At 55.3% G+C, this 20,811-nt stretch carries 22 protein-coding genes; 4 read left to right on the top strand and 18 right to left on the bottom strand.

From position 1 onward, the window contains the following. The first annotated feature begins 41 nt into the window (after positions 1 to 41). The 3 genes from lptM (at position 42) to GALF_RS10450 (ending at position 3,622) form a co-directional block, all read left to right on the top strand. A complete protein-coding gene (lptM, locus tag GALF_RS15375; RefSeq protein WP_013294032.1) occupies positions 42 to 179 on the top strand; it encodes an LPS translocon maturation chaperone LptM in 138 nt (45 codons plus the stop codon). Next, a complete protein-coding gene (lysA, locus tag GALF_RS10455) occupies positions 176 to 1,429 on the top strand; it encodes a diaminopimelate decarboxylase (RefSeq protein WP_013294031.1) in 1,254 nt (417 codons plus the stop codon). The genes lptM and lysA overlap by 4 nt, the downstream gene beginning before the upstream one ends. A gap of 555 nt (positions 1,430 to 1,984) precedes the next feature. Further along, positions 1,985 to 3,622, top strand: a complete 1,638-nt coding sequence (locus tag GALF_RS10450) for a methyl-accepting chemotaxis protein (protein ID WP_013294030.1) — start codon at positions 1,985 to 1,987, stop codon at positions 3,620 to 3,622. A gap of 71 nt (positions 3,623 to 3,693) precedes the next feature. Here GALF_RS10450 and mtgA read toward each other — a convergent pair whose 3' ends face one another. The 14 genes from mtgA to GALF_RS10380 all read right to left on the bottom strand — a co-directional run bounded on the left by mtgA (position 3,694) and on the right by GALF_RS10380 (position 16,079). Beyond that, positions 3,694 to 4,389: a monofunctional biosynthetic peptidoglycan transglycosylase gene (gene mtgA, locus GALF_RS10445; protein ID WP_013294029.1), complete on the bottom strand. Its 696-nt coding sequence runs from the start codon at positions 4,387 to 4,389 to the stop codon at positions 3,694 to 3,696. A 3-nt stretch (positions 4,390 to 4,392) separates the two neighbouring features. Continuing rightward, positions 4,393 to 5,187: a shikimate dehydrogenase gene (gene aroE, locus GALF_RS10440; protein WP_013294028.1), complete on the bottom strand. Its 795-nt coding sequence runs from the start codon at positions 5,185 to 5,187 to the stop codon at positions 4,393 to 4,395. A gap of 72 nt (positions 5,188 to 5,259) precedes the next feature. Next, on the bottom strand, positions 5,260 to 6,009 hold the full coding sequence (locus tag GALF_RS10435; RefSeq protein ID WP_013294027.1) for a metal ABC transporter permease: 750 nt from the start codon (positions 6,007 to 6,009) through the stop codon (positions 5,260 to 5,262). Further along, on the bottom strand, positions 6,006 to 6,902 hold the full coding sequence (locus GALF_RS10430; RefSeq protein WP_013294026.1) for a metal ABC transporter substrate-binding protein: 897 nt from the start codon (positions 6,900 to 6,902) through the stop codon (positions 6,006 to 6,008). Before GALF_RS10430 ends, GALF_RS10435 begins: the two co-directional genes overlap by 4 nt. Before the next feature lie 51 nt (positions 6,903 to 6,953). Then, positions 6,954 to 8,330, bottom strand: coding sequence for a TonB-dependent receptor (locus tag GALF_RS10425; RefSeq protein ID WP_013294025.1), 1,377 nt, complete (start codon positions 8,328 to 8,330; stop codon positions 6,954 to 6,956). Between the two features lie 55 nt (positions 8,331 to 8,385). Further along, positions 8,386 to 8,682, bottom strand: coding sequence for a hypothetical protein (locus GALF_RS10420; RefSeq protein WP_013294024.1), 297 nt, complete (start codon positions 8,680 to 8,682; stop codon positions 8,386 to 8,388). A 41-nt stretch (positions 8,683 to 8,723) separates the two neighbouring features. Next, complete coding sequence (locus GALF_RS10415; RefSeq protein WP_013294023.1) at positions 8,724 to 9,572, bottom strand: energy transducer TonB; 849 nt, start codon at positions 9,570 to 9,572, stop codon at positions 8,724 to 8,726. Further along, a complete protein-coding gene (locus GALF_RS10410; protein WP_013294022.1) occupies positions 9,566 to 11,518 on the bottom strand; it encodes a ribonuclease catalytic domain-containing protein in 1,953 nt (650 codons plus the stop codon). The genes GALF_RS10415 and GALF_RS10410 overlap by 7 nt, the downstream gene beginning before the upstream one ends. Positions 11,519 to 11,677: 159 nt before the next feature. Beyond that, the gene (locus GALF_RS10405; protein WP_013294021.1) at positions 11,678 to 11,995 is read right to left on the bottom strand and encodes a c-type cytochrome; all 318 of its coding nucleotides are present in this window, start codon (positions 11,993 to 11,995) and stop codon (positions 11,678 to 11,680) included. Between the two features lie 81 nt (positions 11,996 to 12,076). Then, positions 12,077 to 13,018 (bottom strand): lipoyl synthase, encoded by a 942-nt coding sequence (lipA, locus tag GALF_RS10400; protein ID WP_013294020.1) that lies wholly within the window; start codon positions 13,016 to 13,018, stop codon positions 12,077 to 12,079. Beyond that, positions 13,015 to 13,722, bottom strand: coding sequence for a lipoyl(octanoyl) transferase LipB (gene lipB, locus GALF_RS10395; protein ID WP_013294019.1), 708 nt, complete (start codon positions 13,720 to 13,722; stop codon positions 13,015 to 13,017). Before lipB ends, lipA begins: the two co-directional genes overlap by 4 nt. A gap of 10 nt (positions 13,723 to 13,732) precedes the next feature. Then, the gene (locus GALF_RS10390) at positions 13,733 to 14,026 is read right to left on the bottom strand and encodes a YbeD family protein (protein ID WP_013294018.1); all 294 of its coding nucleotides are present in this window, start codon (positions 14,024 to 14,026) and stop codon (positions 13,733 to 13,735) included. Continuing rightward, a complete protein-coding gene (locus GALF_RS10385) occupies positions 14,023 to 14,889 on the bottom strand; it encodes a D-amino acid aminotransferase (RefSeq protein WP_013294017.1) in 867 nt (288 codons plus the stop codon). Before GALF_RS10385 ends, GALF_RS10390 begins: the two co-directional genes overlap by 4 nt. A gap of 17 nt (positions 14,890 to 14,906) precedes the next feature. Further along, a complete protein-coding gene (locus GALF_RS10380; protein ID WP_223293691.1) occupies positions 14,907 to 16,079 on the bottom strand; it encodes a D-alanyl-D-alanine carboxypeptidase family protein in 1,173 nt (390 codons plus the stop codon). Between the two features lie 268 nt (positions 16,080 to 16,347). On the opposite strand from GALF_RS10380, the gene GALF_RS10375 reads away from it, so the two are divergent. Further along, on the top strand, positions 16,348 to 16,758 hold the full coding sequence (locus GALF_RS10375) for a CZB domain-containing protein (protein ID WP_041938062.1): 411 nt from the start codon (positions 16,348 to 16,350) through the stop codon (positions 16,756 to 16,758). Between the two features lie 199 nt (positions 16,759 to 16,957). On the opposite strand, the gene GALF_RS10370 is transcribed toward GALF_RS10375, so the two are convergent. The 4 genes from GALF_RS10370 to GALF_RS10355 form a co-directional block, all read right to left on the bottom strand. Next, positions 16,958 to 17,821: an HDOD domain-containing protein gene (locus GALF_RS10370; RefSeq protein ID WP_013294014.1), complete on the bottom strand. Its 864-nt coding sequence runs from the start codon at positions 17,819 to 17,821 to the stop codon at positions 16,958 to 16,960. A gap of 102 nt (positions 17,822 to 17,923) precedes the next feature. Beyond that, positions 17,924 to 18,799, bottom strand: coding sequence for an HDOD domain-containing protein (locus tag GALF_RS10365; protein ID WP_013294013.1), 876 nt, complete (start codon positions 18,797 to 18,799; stop codon positions 17,924 to 17,926). Between the two features lie 117 nt (positions 18,800 to 18,916). Continuing rightward, on the bottom strand, positions 18,917 to 19,474 hold the full coding sequence (locus GALF_RS10360; RefSeq protein WP_013294012.1) for a response regulator transcription factor: 558 nt from the start codon (positions 19,472 to 19,474) through the stop codon (positions 18,917 to 18,919). After that, positions 19,471 to 20,757 carry an ATP-binding protein gene (locus tag GALF_RS10355; protein ID WP_013294011.1) on the bottom strand — a complete coding sequence of 429 codons (1,287 nt, stop codon included), beginning with the start codon at positions 20,755 to 20,757 and terminating at the stop codon, positions 19,471 to 19,473. Before GALF_RS10355 ends, GALF_RS10360 begins: the two co-directional genes overlap by 4 nt. Between the last annotated feature and the right edge of the window lie 54 nt (positions 20,758 to 20,811).

Here is a 20,811-nt window from a genome sequence, read left to right as displayed (position 1 = left end):
AACCTTTATAATTGCGCACTTGAAAATTTAGGGAAGTAAACATGCGGCTTTTTATTCGTCTTGTCATTATGCTGGCTATCAGCCTGTCGCTGCAAGGTTGCGGACGAAAAGGGCCGTTGATTATGCCGGCGTCTGATGCCCAAAAGGCCGCCATTCCTGCCACACAACCTGCCAAATGACTATGAGCAATCAATTTAATTACATTAATAATCAACTGCATGCGGAAGATGTCTCGCTGAGCGATATCGCAGCTGTCCATGAAACGCCTTGTTATGTGTATTCGCGCGCCGCGTTAACCGAAGGTTTTCGTGAGTTTTCAGATGCCCTGCAAGGTCGCGAACACCTGATTTGTTATGCGGTGAAGGCGAACGCGAATCTGGCCATCCTGAATGTATTTGCGCGTCTGGGTGCGGGATTCGATATCGTCTCAGGCGGCGAATTGCAGCGCGTGCTGGCAGCAGGGGGCGATGCGCGTAAGGTGGTTTTTTCCGGTGTCGGGAAAACGCGTGCTGAAATGCGTCTGGCGCTGGACGCGGGTATCTTGTGTTTCAACGTGGAATCGGCCGCAGAGCTCGACCGTTTGAATGAGGTCGCGGGCAGCATGGGTAAAATCGCGGCGATCAGCCTGCGCGTGAATCCCGATGTGGACGCTAAAACCCACCCTTATATCTCGACCGGCCTCAAACAAAACAAGTTCGGCGTGGCTTATACCGAGGCGGTTGCCTTATATCGTAAGGCGAGCGGATTAAAGAACTTGCGTATCACCGGCATGGATTGCCACATCGGCTCTCAGTTGACCGAAACCAGTCCGTTTATCGCCGCCATCGAAAAGATACTGCTGCTGGTCGATGAACTGGCATCGGAAGGTATTGCACTCGAACACCTCGATCTGGGCGGCGGTTTGGGAATTTGCTATGACGATGAGACGCCGCCTGCGATAGGTGAATATATCGCGGCCTTATTGGGCGCATTACAGGGGCGCACGCAAAAACTGATCCTGGAGCCGGGGCGCGTGCTGGTGGGTAATGCCGGCGTGTTGCTCACCCGCGTGGAATACATTAAGCCGGGTGAAGAGAAAAATTTTGCCATCGTGGATGCGGCGATGAACGATCTGATGCGCCCCGCTTTATACGATGCGTATCACGGTATTTTGCCGGTGGTGCGCGAGGCCCATGCGGTGCAAAGCTATGAAGTTGTCGGCCCCATCTGCGAGACGGGCGATTTCATCGGGCATGCGCGTGAGTTGGCGATTGCGCCGCACTCGTTGCTCGCGGTGATGTCGGCCGGCGCTTATGGCATGAGTATGAGCTCCAACTACAATACGCGCCCTCGCGCCGCTGAGGTGATGGTGGATGGTACTGCGGTGCATCTGGTGCGCGAACGTGAAACCGTGCCGCAACTGTTTTCTGGTGAAAAAACGCTCGCGTAGTTTGTTTCTTGGGCGGCGTACTGCATGGACCGGCCTGAATCTGAGGCCGGTTTTTTTCTGTTAGGAACCCGTTTGCGCAGACGGAAGCAGATTTCATGTCCCTGTGCCGCTAATCTACACACGCAGTTCGCTGAGAGGCTTCCCGCAGGGAACTGTGAGTGCCCTGTCAGCGCGGTACGAAACGGCAAGTCGTTTGCGCCTTGTAGCAACCCGAACCGGATGACCCGGCGAGAAACTCGTTGTATCCGCCTCGAATAAAAAGCACGGGCTCATAGCCTGTCTGGCAGCTCCACACCGCTCTTGGTGCACACACTTGATTTTAATTCGCGACTGGCAGTGCTGGAATAGACCCTGTTTCGAGTGTTGTAGCACGCTGATTTTTCCTGTATATTCTGACGCATGTTTGCTGATAACCTTCTGATTTAAAGGTTAATAAATGATTTTTTTTGCATGTGGCGTGTCTGTAATTCAGGGTTTGTCGCTAAGTTGTAGTAGCAGCGTGAAGGCCTGAAGCGAAGCAAATTGCTGATTAATTTAAATATTAATAAGAATATTATGGAAAATAAAAATTCGTATAGTGCACAAAATGAAGTGCCGTTTCCGGATGGCGTTGTTCTGATATCGAAAACAGACACGCGAGGCATTATTACCTACGCTAACGATGAGTTCGTGGCGATTTCAGGATACTCGAGAGAGGAACTGGTCGGGAAAAATCATAACATCGTTCGCCATGCCGATATGCCGGCGGCGGCCTTTAAATGGCTATGGGATACGTTGCATGCCGGACGTCCCTGGCGCGGAATGGTTAAAAATCGCTGTAAAAACGGTAGCTTCTATTGGGTTCGTGCAACGGTTGTGCCGATTATCGAGCAGGGGCGCACCAGCGGGTACGTCTCTATGCGCAGAAAGCCAACGCGTGAGCAGATCGTGCAAGCCGAAGCACTCTATCGGCGTCACGCAGAAACGGGTGCGGGGTTCGGCTCTTCGAATGAACGTTTCAAATTTTCAAACTGGTCTTTGAAGTCGAAATTGCAGCTGGTCATTCAGAGTGCTTTGCTGGTTGTGCTTGGGATAGGGCAGTTTTTTATCTCGGTACAGTTGCATACCGATCCTGCGACCGAGTTGCAATTGCTCGCCGGGCAGGTATTTTTACATGTGTTTTTATATTTCTTCATCGGTTTTTGTGTGCTGAGGTATGTACATAATCCGCTGGAAGCCGCCAAACATGAGATCCGCAATGTGTTGCAAGGAAATTTTGATAACGAAATTGAGATCGGTGTAGGGGATGAGGTCGGCGATATGTGCCGGGAAGTCACCACCATGCAAACCTATCTGAGAATGCTGGTAGATGAGATTGTGGCCTCGGCAAGGCATATCAATTCCTACTCGGGTGCATTGGATACGCAGGTGTCGGGTGTGGCCAGCAGTGCATTTGTTGCTCAGGAGCAAATTCAAGCGATTGCATCGACGATGGATGAATATAGTCAGTCTGTTGCTGAAGTGGCTGCCTTGGCCGCAGATTCGATAGAGGACGCTAATTCGATGAAAAATATTGTGGATGAGAATAATCACAATATGGAAAAAAGCATTACGGCAATCAGCAGGGTTGCCGAAACAGTGCAGTCGTCGAGCCACACGATGGCCGAATTAGGTTTGTCGATACAAAAAATTGGTGCAATTTCCAATGCAATTCAAGAAATTGCAGAACAGACCAACCTGCTTGCATTGAATGCGGCAATTGAAGCAGCACGGGCGGGTGAGCAGGGGCGTGGTTTTGCCGTGGTGGCCGATGAGGTGCGCAAGCTGGCAGAAAGAACGGCAAACAGTACCAAAGATATTGCACTCACAATTCGTGAAATTAGTACGACTTCAAATTCGGCTGTTCAATCGATGGAATGCGCAGTCAGTGAAGTGGCGAATGGCATTGGTTTGATCCAGAAAAATGGGGATGGGATGCAGGAGATTATGAAGGCATCGGTCAATGTGTCTGAGCGTATTACCCAAATCTCAACGGCATCAAGAGCGCAATCCTCGGCAAGCATCAGTGTGGCTAAAAATTTGTCGGCTGTAAAAGACGTGGTTGACAGCAATACGCAGGCTGCGACAGACGCTAAAATGACAGCCGCGTCCTTGGCGGAATCTGCAAATGAATTGAAGCATGCCGGCCATCCGCTCACCCGATGTGTCTCCTGATTGGGCTGGTTTTTGATTCGCCTGAACTGCACTGCTAAAAATACCGGCAGTGAAGTTTTCGGCGCATTGCGTTACGGGATGTCAGATGAGTTCATGCGATTCAAAATAATTCCGGTCTTCTTCTGCAGACCTCGTGCATCGCGGTGTTTGTCGTAATAGCGCGGATTGGGCACCATCGCGGCCATCTTGGCCGCCTGAGCGGCAGATAATTGGGCTGCGCTGACATGGTAGTAGTGGCGTGCCGCGGCTTCAGCGCCGAACACGCCATCGCCCCATTCGATCACGTTCAGATAAATTTCGAAAATGCGCTCCTTGTCCATCATCTTCTCCATCATCAGGGTGATCGCTGCTTCCTCGATCTTGCGAAATGGCGAACGGCTGCCCGACAGGAATAGATTTTTTGCCAGTTGCTGGCTGATGGTAGACCCCCCCGCGACGATCTTGCCTTTCTTCAGATTCTTTTCATAGGCTTTCTGTATGCCGTCCCAGTCGAACCCTTCGTGATCGACGAATTTGGCGTCTTCGGACGCGATCAGCGCGCGTTTAAGGTTGTTAGAAATCTTTGCATAAGGCACCCATTGGTGCTGCAGTTCGGCATCCGGGTTGTTGTCCTGCATGATCGCCAACCGGTCTTCCATGAAGGCGCTGGTCGACGGATTGAATTTGATCCACCAGCAGACATGCGCAAAGATCCACAGCTGATATAAAAGCAGCAAGACGAAAAGGATCGCCACGCCGCGCCACAGCCAACCCCAGAGTGTTTTCAAGATTTATCCTCGCAGTGCAGTGATAACGGGCAGGGTGTCTGGGCGTACGCCGCGCCAGATAAAGAACGCTTCGGCGGCCTGTTCCACCAGCATGCCTAAGCCATCTGCAACCTGCGCACCTTGTTCACGCGCGAATTTTATGAAAGGCGTCTCGCGTCCGTACATCATGTCGTAGGCCAGTGCGCCTTCGGCGAAGATTCCCTCGGGTAAGGGCACTTCACTGTCAGTCAGCCCGGCGGAGGTCGCGTTGATAATAACGTCGAATTGCAATTCCGCCAGATTCTCATAACCGCCGCCGGTGACCGCTGAAAACTGTGCCGCCAGTTCGACCGCCTTGCTAGCCGTGCGGTTGGCGATGGTCAGTTTTGCGCCTGCCGTGAGCAGGGGCAATACCACCCCATAGGAAGCGCCCCCGGCACCCATCAGCAGGATATTTTTTTCGGCAAGCGAAATGCCGATGTTCTGCTCGATGTCGCGTACCAGTCCCGCGCCGTCGGTGTTGTCGCCGATGATTTTGTCGCCCTCAAAACTCAAAGTATTCACAGCCTGTGCCGCCTTTGCGCGGGCTGAGAGTTCAGTCGCGCAGTGGTAGGCCTCGAACTTGAATGGCACCGTTACGTTGCAGCCCTGGTAACCCCCGTGGCGCAGGCGTTCTATGGTCGCAGCAAAACCATCCAGCGGTGCCTCGATCGCTTCATAACAAAGGTCCTGCCCCGTCTGTTTTGCGAACAGGGAATGGATCATGGGCGATTTGCTGTGCGAGATGGGGTTGCCGAGTACGGCGTAGCGGTCAGTCATAGTTCGAGGGATGTTCAGGTTAAAAGTGATAAAACTTAAAGTGTGCATTGTAACTGACGCGCAGACGATGAATCATGCCGTATAGCATCTGTTAAAGCGTATCGCTACCACACCGCCGACCAGAGCCATTGCCCAGACGATCGCCGGCCCGCCGGGTAGGTCAAACAGAGCCGAAAGTAGCAGGCCTGCCGCATAGCCCGTGACGCCGATGAGGGCAGCGTAGAGGACGCGGTGCCGTTCGATGCGATAGGTGGCCAAGGCGGGGACGATCAGGCTGGCGAATACCAGATACACGCCGACCAGTTGCACCGAGGCGGTGACGGCCAGCGCGAACAGGGCGTAAAAGCCCAGATGGCCGAGCTGCTGCCAGCGCCATACGGCCAGTAACGCAGCACTTAACAGGGCGGTGGCGACCAGTTGTGCCGGATTCACCCAGAGGATTTGGCCGACTAACAGATCTTTCAGGTGTTCGCCTGCATGCACGTCGTGGCTCATCAAGAGGATGCCGCCGGACGCGGCCAGTACGAAGGTCAGGCCGATGCAGGCTTCTTTGACATCTGGCAGGCGATGTTCGATGAAGGTCAGCAAGGCCGCACCGCACAAAGCGCTGATTGCTGCGATGAGTTGCACCAGTAGCGGGTGTTCGGTGAGATTCAGCATCGAGGCTAGCACGATCCCCAGCCCTGCGATTTGCGCTACCGCCAGATCGGCGAAGATCACGCCGCGCGCCATCACTTTCATGCCGAGCGGTATATGAGTGGACAGCACCAGCAAGCCTGCGATGAAGGCAGGAATCAGGATGTCGAGTTCGATGGAATTCATTTGAGTCCCGCCAGCAATCGCGCAATCGTGTCGTCGAACAGTGTATAAAGATCGGTTGCCTTGTCACTGCCACCGACCGTGTAAGGCAAGGAGACGGCCCTGATGTGTGCGCGCTCAGCAATCCAGTCGGACGGGCGACCCTCCTGATAGGCGGCACGCAGCACCATTTTCGCCGGATGTCTTTGCAACTCGTTCAGCACCTGACCCAGATAGGCGGCGCTGGGCTCCATGCCGGGTTTAGGTTCGAGTTCGGCCACTTGTTTGAGTCCCAGCCAGCTGTTCAGATACGGAAAGCCCCTGTGCTGGGCGAGAATGGCGACGCCGTTGAGGGGGGCTGCCTGCTTTTCCCAACGCGCGATCGCGGCACGCCATTGCAAGTTAAAGGTCGCGAGTTGCTGCTGGTAATAAACCGTGTTGGCGGAGTCGAGCTGAATCAGGCGCTTTGTCAGCGCATCAGCAACGGCCAAAAAATTGCGCGGGTCAGTCTGAATGTGCGGATTGCCCGCCGCATGGACATCGCCCTCCGAGCGATCGAGATGCGTCGGAATTTCCAGCATCCGTACAAAGCGGGCCGCTTCAAAATTGCCGGGCGTGCCCGGCGCGATGCTGCTGTTGCCCGATTCACGCAGGATCACCGGCAGCCAGGCCATTTCCAGTTCAGCGCCGGTGCACACCAGCAGATTTGTGCGGCGTGCACGGGCGATCAGGCTGGGACGCGCTTCCACGCGGTGCGGATCCTGCAAGGCGCCGGTGGCGGTATAGATGCTGGCTTTGTCGCCTGCGAGCAGTTGCGTGAGCGCCGCCCATTCAGGTTCACAGGCGAACACGTTGAGTGCCGCATGAGCGGAGGTGCTCAATAAAACTAGCGCGAGACAGAGTAGAATTTTTTTCATGACGATTCCTTATGGATAATTCAGTACTTACCACTTACCACTTACCACTTATTAGTATTGGTGTGCGCCGTGTGCGCCCAGGCTCATGATGTACTGCAGGAAGAGCTGATTGTCGGGCAAGCCTTGCCGCGTGTTGTCGCGTGCCAGTTGCAGGCGCAGACGGGAAAACTCGCTGGGGCTGTAATCGAGCATCCACGTCGCACGCGACGGCATAAAGGCATAATTGCTAATGACATTGCCGGCATTCGATGCGCCGACAGCAGCGGTGCCCGGATCGAGTTGATCGTAGCGCAAGCCGGTACGCCAGTGCGGCATGAACTGAACCACGCTTTGCAGATACCAGCCGCTTTGCGTCACGTTGAAAGCGTCTGTTACGTTCGCCAGTGCGGTGTCATAAGTCAGAACACCGGACTCCTTGCGCTGAAAATATTCACCCTGCACTTTGACAGAGCGATTGGCCGTGTTGCCGTTGGGAGCGTATTTCCACACGAAGTCGAGGCCGGCAGTACGGCTGTCACCGGAAAAACGATTGCTCACGCCGCCGACCGTACCGGGCAAATCAGGCACGCCGTCGCTGGTGCGATTTTCTGCACGCGTGGTATGCAGCGATGCGCCCACACGCCAACTCTGTTCGATGCCGATGTCATCACCGATATGGGCGAACAACACGCCCGAGCCCGTCCCGTTTTTGGCGCGATCAGAGCCCGGGAATCCGCGCCCGCGTCCTAACTCGCCGCCCAGTTCGATGAAGGTGTCGGTGGGGGCTAGCCACTTCAGTTGCACGCCGTCTTCGCCTAGTTGATTGTTCCACAGGGAGGCATACACCAGTGGTTGATCGACGAAATCCCAGGCATGGGCGTGGACTTCATTCAGATAACCCAGACCTGAAAAATAGCGGCCCAGTTTCAGATTGAGGCCGTGTCCCAACGCTTGCGTCTGCACGAAGGCATTTTCCACCGTCACGCCACCGGCGGGTGCGAGCGCCAGCGTTGCGACGCCCCGATAGTCAGGATCTATGCTGGCCGAGATGCCGAGCTCCGATTCGCCCAGATTAAAGCCCTGAGTGTGGCCGGGATTCGCACTCATCGCAAAACCGGTGGCAGAGATAGCCGGATCGCGTTGCAATGAGCCGTAGCTGCCGCCGAGGATGAGTGAGACGGCCGGATTGAACGCGCCTTCGCTGGCCGGTTGCGCCGGGGTAATGCTAGCTTGTTGTGCGGTGGTCTGTGTCGTTTCAGCCTGACGACTGGTAGCTTCCGCCTGTTGTAAACGCTGCTCAAGTTGCGTTATGCGCTGCTCATAGCTTTGTTTTAACTGGTTAATCTGCTCGCGTATCGATTGTAAATCGGCGTCTGAGGCGGCCTGTGAGGCGAGCGGATGGCATAACAGCGCGGCAATTGCCACGCTCAAATAAGTTTTATTGAACATTTCTGACTCCTGAATGGAATAAATCCCGCCATCTTTGGCAGGAAGATTTATCTATTTAGGCGGAGTAGGGCGGGGCGCGCGCCGAGAAGGCGACGAAGAGGCTGGAAATCGCAGGCGCGGCGATTGCGCAATGCGGGGTGTCGTGGTTTACAGTGAGTTCAAGGTGGACCGCACTGCTGCCGATGCCGTGACCCAATTGCGCGTAAGCGGCACACAGGTCGCAGTTATGCGGCAGCGACTGATCCTGAGCCTGATCCGCCATGGCGTGCGAAATGCCATGCGTCAAACCGCCCGTCTGCGCGAACAGCAGGGCGAAAATCAGCAGGAATCGGGCGAACAGGGAATGGGACATGGGGCGCACTTTAACCAACTGTCATCAATCAGACAAGGTGTTTATTCGCTTTCCAGCTTGTCTGACGGGGTAAATGACCAAGTTCGGGTGATGGTCAGGATATCGACATCGCGGGTGATGTCGGGCGGTAGCGGGGCATAGGGGCCTGCGAGTTTGACGATGCGCATCGCGGCGGCATCGAGGATGCGGTGGCCGGAAGTGCGGCTCACCTCAATGTTTTCGATGCTGCCATCCGCCCTGATTGAAACGCTCAGCTGCAGTTTTCCGTAGACCTGTTCGCGTCTTGCCTGTTCCGGATAGTTCAGGTTGCCGATGCGCTCGACTTTGACGCGCCAGTCTTCGATATATTGTGCGAAGCGGTATTCCTGGGTGCGTGCGCCGATGAATTTACGGCGCGGCAATTTCTGGTAATAGTCGTTGTTTTTATTGATCTGTGCTTCTAGCCTCGCAATTTCCATGCTGCGTTGCACCATATCGTCGGCGCTGCTGCCGGGAGCCGTGTCGGACGGCTTTTGCTGTGGCGCCATTTTGTAGCTGCTCTTCATCTGCGTCAGCATGCGGCGGGATTCTTCTTCCAGATGCGCCACGCTTTTGCTGGTTTGCTCGGGAGCAATCTGACTGTCCTCGCCGATATTGGGCAGCATACTTTTAGCCTGTCTGTCCTCCGTGGTATTGCCGCCGCCATCCAGATTAGCCTGAGCCAATGCGTCGGCCTGCAGCGGTTTGGATTGCGACTTGCTGTTGACCAGCACGACATGCAGCGGCTGCATGATATCGGATGCCTTGTTAGGTTCAGGCAGTACCAGCGCAACGCCAAATAAGGCAAACGCGTGTACGGCGATGGAAAACATCATCGCCAGCGAAATGCCTGATTTAAGCTTGTCTAGCAAGCGGTCTCCCCGGCGGGAGGTGTCGCAATGTCGGCAACGGCCGCTTCAGGTGCGGCCGATTCAGCTTCGCTGAGGTCGGCGTCCTCTTCAGTCTGGATGCCATCGCCGGTTGCGAGCGTTGCCACATAGCGGGTCAGTATCGACAGATCGAGCAGATCAATCCCTGTGACCGCCAGTTGTACGCGGGTTTTAGACGGCAGTTGTTCAGGCAGGGAAGGGGCGCGGAATACCAGCGGAATGTCGCTCATTCTGACCAGATTTTCCTTGATGACGGTCGCCTCTATCAGTTCGATATTTTCCTGTTGCAACCAGCGCAGACACCAGTAGCGTTCCATGTTGCACTGGAATTCGTTATAGGTCGAATAGGTGGTATCGAAGTCGCGCAGGATGGCATACAGGCCGGTGTCGTTCTTTGGATACGGCGCGGGATCGTCGCGCAGCATGGCGATGATCTGACGCTGATTTACCATATCGACATAGCGGCGCAGGGGAGAGCTCGACCACATGTATTGTGCAACGCCTAAACCCTGATGGGGCGCTGCCACCGTGCTCATCCTGACTTTGCCGCCCTGCTGGGTGCGGTAAATGCCGGGGAAGCCGTGTTCGGCCAGATGTTTTCCCCATTCACAGTTGACCAGAATCATCAACTCCGAGACCACCTTGTCGATGGGTGAGCCGCGACGGCGGTTGGAGATGGTGACATGATCATTCTCAATGTGGAAGTTGTAGTCCAGCTGGGTGTTGTTGTCCGCTTTGCCGCGGCCGATTTCCATTTTTTGCACAAGTTCCCAGAGCAGCGCCAGTTCGGCCGCATAGGGGTAGTCGAGGCGGCCCTCTGCCAGCGTGGTCTCGTTGAACAGCGGTTCGAGCGTGTCGTGACGCAGGTTGGCGGCGATATGCACGCGTTCGACGCGGCTTTCATAACTGAGGATATCTAGCGTTTCGGCATCGACTTCGATGTACATCGATAGCGCAGGACAGACGCGATCGGCGCTCAGCGTAAAGGCCTCCACCACGCTGTCGGGCAGCATGGTGATTTTCGAACCGGGCATATACACCGTGGAGAGTCGGGAGGCGGCCAGTTTGTCGCCGTCCGAGTCGCGCGGCATGCCAAGGGCCGGGGCGGCGATATGCACGCCGATGCGCCAGTTACCGTTGGGCAGTTTTTCCACCGAGAACGCATCGTCAATTTCGGTGGTGGTCGCGTCATCGATGCTGAATGCATTGATTGCTCCCATCGGCAATTCGTCCCATGTCGAGAGTTCAATGGCAGGAAAGCCGGTGCCCTTCGGGAAATTTTCGAACAAAAATTTCTGGAAGTGGTAGTCCTGTGTGGAGGGCAGCGCGCCGCAGCGATGCAAGAGGTGAGGGGCGCTGATATGCGTCGCGGCACAGGCCGCTTCCAGCGCCTTGACTTCCAGCGTGTTGCGGTCGGGGTTGTAGAGCATCTGATTGAGATGATCTCTAAACTCGGCGGGCAACTCAAAGCGGATCAGTTGTTCCGTCATGCGCGCCTGCAGGGCCTGCGCCTGGCGTTTTTTCTCGGCACCTGCCAGCGCCGCTTTCAGCACGTCGGGCGGGGCTGCGCGATAGCGGCCACGGCCTTTCTTGTGAAAATAGATCGGCGCGCTGTGCAGGCGGATCAGTGTGGCTGCCGCTTCCAGTGAGCTCGGTTTATGACCGAAATACTCGGTGGCAATGTCTTCGAAGCCGAATTCCTCAGCAGGGCAGCACTCCCAGAGAAATTCCACCTCGATGTCAGCTGCGAGCGTTTCAGCCTGAGGGATAAAATGGCTCATCTCAGGCTGGGTAAATTGCAACATCACATTGGCCGCCTTGATCTTGCTGCGCTTGCCGGACAGGCTTTCGATCTGCAGTGAACTGGTGTTGTCGGTCATGATGCTGCCGACCTTGAAACTGCCGTCTTCTTCGTAAAGGATATTCATGGAGGCGTGCGAAAAAAATTGGCACGGATTATAACAGTTCGGCCAAGCTATTGCGGCGAGGAGCAGGTTTTTAAAGTCGCGATAAGAAAGTGTTGCTGCAGATGTTTGAGCCCATAAAAAAGCCGACTCGCGCCGGCTTTTTATGGGGGTGAGTCCGTCTTACTTTTGGCTCAAAATCCAGCTCACGATCGTTTTGATGCTGTCATCGCTGACAGATTTGCCGGTTGCCGGCATAGACATCGCGCCAAACGAACCTTTGCCGCCATTACGCACTTTCAGTTCCAGTGCGGCTTGAGCGCCCTTGTCGTCTTTATATTTTGCGGCGATATCTTTGAAAGACGGACCCACGGCTTTGCCGTCTACTTTGTGGCAGCCAGCGCAGCCGCTTTTCTTGAACAGCGCTTCACCGTCGTCGGCAAAGGCAGTGGCTGAAATTGACAGGGCAGCCGTCATAGCGAGGATATAACGAAGTTTCATAGTGGACTCCTTAGTTAAAAAATTGATAGCGACAATTGTACTCTCAACAAATGAGCGTTGAAATGTTTAAGTGCGGGAAGTTTATTTGACCCCTGCCTGATGTGCCTGCTCGTCTGCAAAATAACTTGAACGGACCATCGGGCCGCAGGCTGCATGATCGAAACCCATGATTTTCGCTTCGCGCTCGAACATTGCAAACGATTCCAGCGGGGCGTAGCGCAGTACAGGCAAATGCCCGTCAGACGGCTGCAGGTACTGGCCTATGGTCAGCATGTTCACGCCGTGTGCGCGCAAGTCACGCATCACTTCCAGCACCTCTTCGTCGGTCTCGCCTAAACCCAGCATCACGCCCGATTTGGTCGGGATGTCGGGGAAGCGGGTTTTGAAATCCTGCAGCAGCTTCAAAGAGTGCGCATAGTCGGCACCGGGACGCGCCAGTTTGTACAGGCGTGGTACGGTTTCCAGATTGTGGTTGAGCACATCGGGCAGGCTGAGCGCCAGTGCATCCAGCGCTTCTTCCAATCGCCCTCGAAAATCCGGTACCAGAATCTCCAGACGGGTCGCAGGGGAGCTGGCGCGGATCGCACTCAGACAATCGCTAAAATGCTGAGCGCCGCCGTCGCGCAAGTCGTCGCGGTCCACGCTGGTGATGACCACGTACTTGAGTTTTAAGAGACCGATGGAGCGCGCAAGGTTTGCCGGTTCCTCCGCGTCGGGCGGCAGCGGTTTGCCGTGTGCCACGTCGCAGAACGGGCAGCGGCGGGTGCAGACGTCGCCCAGTATCATGAAGGTGGCCGTGCCTTTGCTGAAACACTCGCCGATGTTAGGGCAGGAAGCTTCCTCGCACACGGTGACGAGGCTGTGTTCGCGCAGCAGTTTTTTGACATCGTTGTAGCCGGTGCCGGACGCGGTCTTGACGCGTATCCACTCGGGTTTGCGCAGGCGTTCCTGGAGGGGCACGATTTTGATTGGGTTGCGCGCCGTTTTGGCCGCGCCGGTTTGCTTGTTTTCATTGTTGCTCATACGCCAGCTTTCTTTAGGTAGTGTTGCTGTAATCCGTGGACCAGGTTTTGTGTCAGTTCGGCTTGCAGCTCGTTAAGGCTCGCGGTGATGCCCAGTTCCACGCATTGCGTGACGCGCAGTCCGGAATAGCCGCACGGATTGATGGAGTTGTACGGATCGAGGTTCATGTCCACGTTGAGCGCCAAGCCGTGGTAGCAGCAGCCGCGTTTAATTTTCAGACCCAACGAGGCGATTTTTGCATTGCCGACATAGACGCCGGGGGCGTCGAGGCGGTTTTTTGCCGCTACGCCGTATTCGCCCAGCAAATCGACCACCGCCTGTTCCATCAAGCTGACCAGTTCGCGGACGTTGAGTCGCCAGCGGCGCAAGTCGAGCAGCAGATAGGCGACGATCTGTCCCGGGCCGTGATAAGTGATCTGACCGCCGCGATCGATCTTGACGACCGGGATCTCGGTCGCATTGAGCAGATGTTCGGGTAAGCCTGCCAGGCCTTGCGTGTAGGTGGGGGGATGCTGCACCAGCCATATTTCGTCGCGCGTCTCGAGGGTGCGTTCATCGGTGAAGCGTTTCATCGCCTCCCAGGTCGGTTGATATTCGACCAGCCCCAGAGAGTGAAGAGCAGGATTGAGGATTGAGTAATGAGTGCGTGTTTGTTCGGCACTCATAGACGCATCGTGCTGCACCTCTCTATCCTCGCTCCTCATTCCTCGTTCCTCACAAGACCATCTTGACCAGTGGGTGATCGACCAAGTCCTGATACACCGCATCGAGTTGTTTTCGCGAGGTGGCGCGGATTGTGCAGGTCAGGCTGATGTATTTCGCGGTTTTGCTGGCGCGCATCTCCATGCTGGCCGCCTCGAAGTCGGGCGCGTGGCGGGTGACGACTTCCAGCACGCATTGTGCAAGCTCCGGGTGCTGCAGGCCGAAAATTTTCAGCGGGAAGTCGGAAGGGTATTCGACCAGACTTTCGGATTCCGGAATGACCGGCATTTGGGGTGTTGTATTCATTGGATGCGCATCACGTTAATCTTAAATTCTTGATAAAGCTGATAAATTTTATGGAACATCGGGCCGGGAACGGCGTTACCGACCGGTTTTCCGTCGAGGTGCGTGATTGCCATCACTTCGCGGGTGCTGGAGGTGAGCAGCAATTCATCGGCATCGAAGACTTCATCAGCGGGGATTTTTCTGACGCTGTACGGAATGTCACATGCTTCGGCGATTTCCAGTATCACATCATAGGTAATGCCGGGCAGCATCAGCTGGCCTTTTGGCGGGGCGAGCAGTACGCCGTTTTTGACCACGAAGATATTGCTTGCCGCGCCCTCGGTGAGGAAGGCGGCCTCCCCCGGCGTTCCGGCACGGAGCAGTACGGTTTCCGCGCAGCCGGCATCGACTGCCATCTGGCGCAGCAGCACATTGGGCAGCAGCGAGATGGCCTTGATGTCGCAGCGCAGCCAGCGGTTGTCAACGGCGGTCACTGCGCTCACGCCAAGTAACCCGGCTCTTGGCGCGGGCAAGGGATTGCTCATGGCGAACACGGTCGGCGGCACGGGCGGATTAGGGAAGGGGTGGTCGCGCCTCGCAACGCCTCGCGTGATGTGCAGGTAGAGGTATTGATCGTCCGGTTCGTTGGCGGCGATCAGGCCGGTGATGATGTCGGCCCACTCCGTCAGGCTGTGCGGATTGGGCAGCCGGATCTCGTCGAGGCTGTGTTGCAGACGCCGCAGGTGTTCGGCAAGGCGAAACGCGCGGCGCGAATACACCGGAATGACTTCGTACACGCCATCGCCGAAGATGAAGCCGCGATCGAGCACGGATATCTTCGCATCTTCAACCGGCATGTATTGACCGTTCAGATAGATCGTCATCGGCATCTCCTCTGCGATTACAGCGGATTGTACTTCTGTACCAGCAGGCGGATGCTGTCCCAACCGCGTGAAAATACGTTCGCCAGTGTTACGCTGTCGAGCGCGATCAACGGGAATTCTGCATAGGGTTTACCATTCAGCGATAACTTGAGTACCCCCATCTGCTGGCCTGAGGTGATCGGTGCCAGTATCGGCTGATGGGTCTCCAGCGTTGCTTTGAGTTGCGCGAAGCTGCCCTTGGGAATGGTTAGGAAGATATCCTGACGGAAACCCAGATCTAAATGGCTTTCCGTTCCTTTCCATACGCGTACTTTGGTGACGGGCTGGCTGTTTTGATACAGGCGCACGGCATCAAAGCTCTGAAAGCCGTAATTGAGCAGCTTCTGACTCTCGGATGCGCGCTGATTGTCGGAATCCGCTCCCAGAACCACCGAAATCAGGCGGCGTTTGTCGCGCTTGGCGGAACCTACCAGGCAGAATCCGGCCGTTTCAGTGTGTCCTGTTTTCAGTCCGTCGGCATAAGGATCCAGCCAGAGCAGGCGGTTGCGGTTGGCTTGCGTGACATTGTTGAAGGTGTAATCGCGCAGGCCAAACAGCGGATAGTGTTCCGGATAATCGCGTATCAATGCCGCCGCCAGAATCGCCATGTCATACGCACTGCTGTAATGCTGTGCGTTCGGCATGCCCACCGGATTGACAAAATGCGTATTTTTCATCCCCATGCGCTGGGCTTCCTTGTTCATCTGTTCGACAAACGTGGCTTCGGAGCCCGATATCTGTACGGCCAGCGTATTGGCTGCGTCGTTGCCTGATTGCACGATCAGTCCGTGCAGCAATTCATCGACCGTGACCGATTGTCCGGGTTTGAGCAGCATGCGCGATTCGCCGCTGGAGTTTCTGGGCGCATCAACCGGCACCGTGAGGGTTTGATCAAGTTTTAGCTTATCTTGCTTGATGGCGGAAAATGTCAGATAGGCCGTCATCAGTTTGGTCAGCGAAGCAGGTTCCAGACGCGCATGACCGTTTTGATTGACTAAGATCTGATTGCTGGAAAAGTCGTACAAAAGGTAAGACTTGGACGCCAGCACAGGCGGCTCGGGCTGTTGCAGCGCGTAGCTTGTGAAGGAGAGCAGTAAACCGGCGAAAAACAGGAAGGATTTCATAATCGCTTGAGTGATAACAATGCTCAATTATAGTCTTTGAGTGCGGGTGGGCGATAGTCGTAACTGCAATGTGTATTTGTCGGCTGTGAGGTTCTAATGGCCTGTTGCCGACAGCGCATAGTTACAAAGGGCTAGGCCTTTTGGCCTATATGTCTAGTTGGGTCGGGCTGGTATAACGCTCATTCGGTGTGCGGTAGCAATTGTTCATCGATGGGGATGTGCTTACAAAAAATCGGTTGTGTTTTTGCAGGCCAGCCGTCAAACGATACGGATATAAAGCGGAAAATGGGGGGGGATGATGAGCGACGTGGCAGGGTTAGATTGTCGGTGTAAGCGGGGGCTGCGTGACCGCCTGAATATTGTTGCGGCAGCCGAGGCGCATGTGGTTTGGAAAAACCGGCTCGGCAGTCACGTGCATGGCGTGAGTCATGAGCCGCTTGGTGCTGCGCTGCTAGGTCAGGACGGGGTTTGTCAGCTGGGTGGACTGATTAACGGTGCTGCGTTTGCCATTTTTCGCGACATGGAAGCATTTTGGCAACTGAACGAAGCGCATCAAAAATTTCATCAATTGGCATCGGTGGTGATCGAAAAACTCAACGGGGGCGACGTGAGTGGTGCCAAGACGCTGTACGAAAATGAGTATAGTCTTGCCTGTCACGAGGTCATCCAGTCGCTGAGTGCGATCAACAGGCAGTTGCAAGGCTGAAAAGCAGGATTAAACGGCAGGATTGAGAATTGATGCCGCAATGCCGCAGGGGCATTCCCCATGAAATATAGGCGCACTTCGTGCTTTTATTTCATGTGAAGGGCATTCCCACGAAACTACGGGGCTGAAGCTCCTGTTTCTGAATGAAGGATTGAGTAAAAGCCGCTTTGCTCAATCCTAGATACTGAATCCTTTATTCCTATACCGCGCCGGCTAGTTGTTGCGCTTGCTCGGCAATCGATGCGATTTGTTCGATAATCATTTCAGCCTTGTCCGGTGAAATGCCAAGCTCCATCCATTCGGCTTCGCTGATCTCTTTCCCGGTTAGTTCGGCAATGACAAAATCCGGTAACAGACGTTCTGCATAGGCGACTAGGCTGACCAGAGGTTGCCCCGGCATGGCTTCTTCGTCGTCCGGGTTGTGATGGAAGCGCATCACGGCGATGATTTCTTCGGGCAAATCCCAGTGTCGGGCAAGTCTTGCGCCAATTTCGCCGTGCGTCATGCCGATGAGCTCCATTTCGATTTCAGCAACGGGGCGTTCAGGGTTCGCCTGTAAGGCGATGTGCAGGGCATCGCTGGCCGGTGTGTCGAGAAAACTGAGCGCCATGTAGCCGATGTCGTGTAGCAGGCCGGCGAGAAAAATCTGGTCATCGAGTGGACGCACGCGTGCGGGCATCGCTTTTGCGATGGTGCGCATCACGAGTGCGATGGCCATGCTGTGCTGCCACAGATCATTAGCTTTGAGAAAGCCGCCGGGGAATTTAGTGACGGCAGACATCGTGGCGATGCCGATGGCGACCGATTTTACGCGTGTCAGTCCGAGCAGCATGCTGGCATCGCTGACCGAATTGACCTTGCGCGATGAGCCGAACAGGGGGGAGTTGGCCAGACCGATGATTTTTGCTGCAATCAGGGGATCTTGCTCGATCAGTCTGAGTAATTGTGCTTCGCCTTCGTCGGTATCGAGCGCCAGCGTCAACAGCTTTTGAGCGATGGCCGGCATGGCGGGTAAGGCGCTAAGACGTGAAATATTAAGCTTTAAGTCAACTGCGATACCCATTGTGTTTTCTCCCTGAATTTATTTTTTTAGCAGCAAGGCGTTTATTCTAACCAATGTGCTGAAGTTGTGCGCGTCGAGTCAGGGTAAATTTTTATGTCGTGCTCAGAATACATCGGCAATCTGGGCGGCTTGAATCGCGAGTTCATTGATGTTGTCTCTCAATTCGTCGGCTTTTTCCGGCGCTATGCCCAAAGCACGCCATTCATGTTCGCCGATTTCGTTGCCACAATATTCTGTGATGCCAAAATTGGGCAGTAATTTTTCAGCCAGATTGACTAGGCGTACCAGTGGATTGTTGGCGGCTATCTGGTCCACATAGGGATCGTGGTGATAGCCCAGTACGGTGACAATCTCTTCCGGGAGGCTCCATTGCCTTGCCAGTTGTGCGCCGATATAGCAGTGAGACGCGCCCAGTGTTTGCAGTTCAATTTCCATGACCGGGCGTTTCGGCTGCAGGCGCAGTTGATGGTGCAGTTCGTTGCTGGCCGCATTGTCCAGATAATGTATCGCCATGTAACCGATGTCGTGCAGCAGTCCGGCCAGATAAATCTGATCGTGTTGGGGGCGCAGATGTTCCGGCATTGAGAGCGACAGCGTGTGCATCGCGATGGCGATCGTCAGGCTGTGCAGCCATAAATCCTGTGGTGCGAAGTTTTGTGAACCGGGCAGTTGCGGGAAATTGGAAATGACTGCAATACCCAGCGCGACGGCTTTCACGCGGTCAAGACCCAGCAGCACGGATGCTTCCCCGACGCTGCACACTTTGCGCGCCAGACCGATCGACGGCGAGTTTGCCAGGCTGATCAGTTTGGCGGAAATTTGCGGGTCTTGCTCAACCAGTGTCATCAGCTGCGCTTCGCCTGCAGCGGAGTCGAGCTTCAGTGCCATCAGTTTTAATGCGATCGCCGGCATCGCCGGCAAGGCATCAATGTTTGCAAGGGCTTGCGTGAGCCAGTGTTTGGCGTGTTCAGTAATCATCTTCAGGTACGTATGAATGCTGCGACTGCGCAATATACGAGAGATCGCATGATTTTGCGAGTGGATGGGTACGTGAGTTGCGGCTTAGCGCGACGGACTGTTCTGATAAAAGCTGACTTATTTGCCCGGAGGCGGTTTGTTCAGCTTGCGTTGCAGCGTGCGGCGATGCATGTTGAGTGCGCGTGCCGTGGCTGAAATATTGTTGCCATGCTCTTGCAGGACGCGCTGGATGTGTTCCCATTCCAGATTTTCGATATTGGTTGCAGGCACACTAAAAACGATATGGCTGTCAGCCTCGTGGCTGAAAGCCGCGACGATTTCGTCGGCGTTAGCGGGTTTCGACAGATATTGTGTCGCACCGAGTTTAATGGCTTCAACGGCCGTGTTGATGCTGGCGTAGCCTGTCAACACCACGATGCGCGTGTTCGGATCGAGTTCGTGCAGCGCTTTCACCAGCACAAGCCCCGGCGCCCCCTGCATTTTCATATCGACGATGGCGTATTCGGGCGGATTGTCGGTCGCCATGGGTAGGGCTTGCTCTACGCTGTGAGCCACGCTGACGCTAAAGCCGCGCTTTTCCAGTGCGGTTCTTAATACGCGGCAAAAAGTGGCGTCGTCGTCAACCAGCAGTAGCGAGGCGGCATCTTCGCGCGATGAGAAGTGCTCTGTGTTCATAATGATGCCTGTGCGATCGGCAGGCTAAGCTCAGTGGTCGCACCTCCGGCTTCACGGTTGTACAGACGTACGTTTCCGCCCAGACGCTCGATGGTTGCATTGGCCAGAAACAGGCCTAGACCGCGCCCTTCAGTTTTTGTGGTGAAAAATGCGGAACCTGCTTTGAGGGCGGCCTCTTCGCTTAGCCCAGCGCCGTGATCGTGTATTTCAAGGATGAAATTCACGTTGTCGTGGCGCGTGCTGATCTCGATGGCGTCAGGACTTGCATCAGCTGCATTGTTGAGCAGATTCATCAGCGCCGCGCGCAGCGTCACATCGACGTTGATTAATGGCGCGTTTGCTTCGACGTGATAACGATACTGAGCCGTGGGGCGCAGCAGTTGCCATTCGTCGAGCACTTCGCTGATCAGTTCGTCAGCGGCAGTGCGTGTGATGCTCCCGCTGTCCTGAGCGTTGTGCATCATTTTGTCAAGAATGCGGCGGCAAGCGCGCACCTGCTCGTCTAGCAGGCTCAGGCTGTCTTGTTGTTCCGGTAGCAAGGAATCGTGCTTCAATTCGCCGATGATGACGGCCATCGTGGAAAGCGGGGTGCCTAGTTCGTGCGCGGCGCCTGCCGCTTGCGTACCTAATGCGACGATGCGCTCGTTGCGCAGGATTTCTTCCCTGACTTGCACCAGAAGTTCGTCGCGTTTGCGTACCGCCTGCGCCATTTTTACGACGAAATAGGCCACCACTACCGCACTGATGACAAAGCCCAGCCACATGCCCAGCACATGGGTGTTGAAGGCGCTATCCATCTCCGTACTCATATTCATGTCCATGTCGTGCTGCATGCTCATGTCGTGCTGGTTGTGTGGCAAGGGAATGTAATACACCATCAGCAGGCTGTAACAGGCGGTGGTCAGCGCTGCCATGCCCCAGGTGAAACGCGGCTGCAGGGTTGCGGCGGCGATGACCAGCGGCAGCAGGTATAGCGAGACGAAGGGATTGGTCGAGCCGCCCGCGTAATACAGCAGGATGCTCAGCGCGATGACATCGATGCACAGTTGTGCGAATAATTCGGAATCGTTGACCGGGCGACGGTTGCCCAGCCTGATAAAACTGAGCAGGTTGAGCGTGGCTAGCGTTGCGATGCAGGCTAGCATCGGCAACCACTCGAGTTCGATTTTAAGCCCTTGCCATACGGCCAGCAGGGTGAGCGCCTGGGCTGCAACAGCCAGACTGCGCAGGTTGACCAGACGGCGCAGCTGGATATGGCCGGGCAAAGCAGAAGAGAGGTTCATGTGGCGGATTGTAATCGCAGAATCTGGCGGGCGGGTGCGACATATTGTCGCAGT

It is taken from the genome of Gallionella capsiferriformans ES-2 (assembly GCF_000145255.1).
GTDB lineage: Bacteria > Pseudomonadota > Gammaproteobacteria > Burkholderiales > Gallionellaceae > Gallionella > Gallionella capsiferriformans.
Note: the sequence above shows the minus strand (reverse complement) of the source record. Positions and strands in the feature narration are given on the sequence as shown.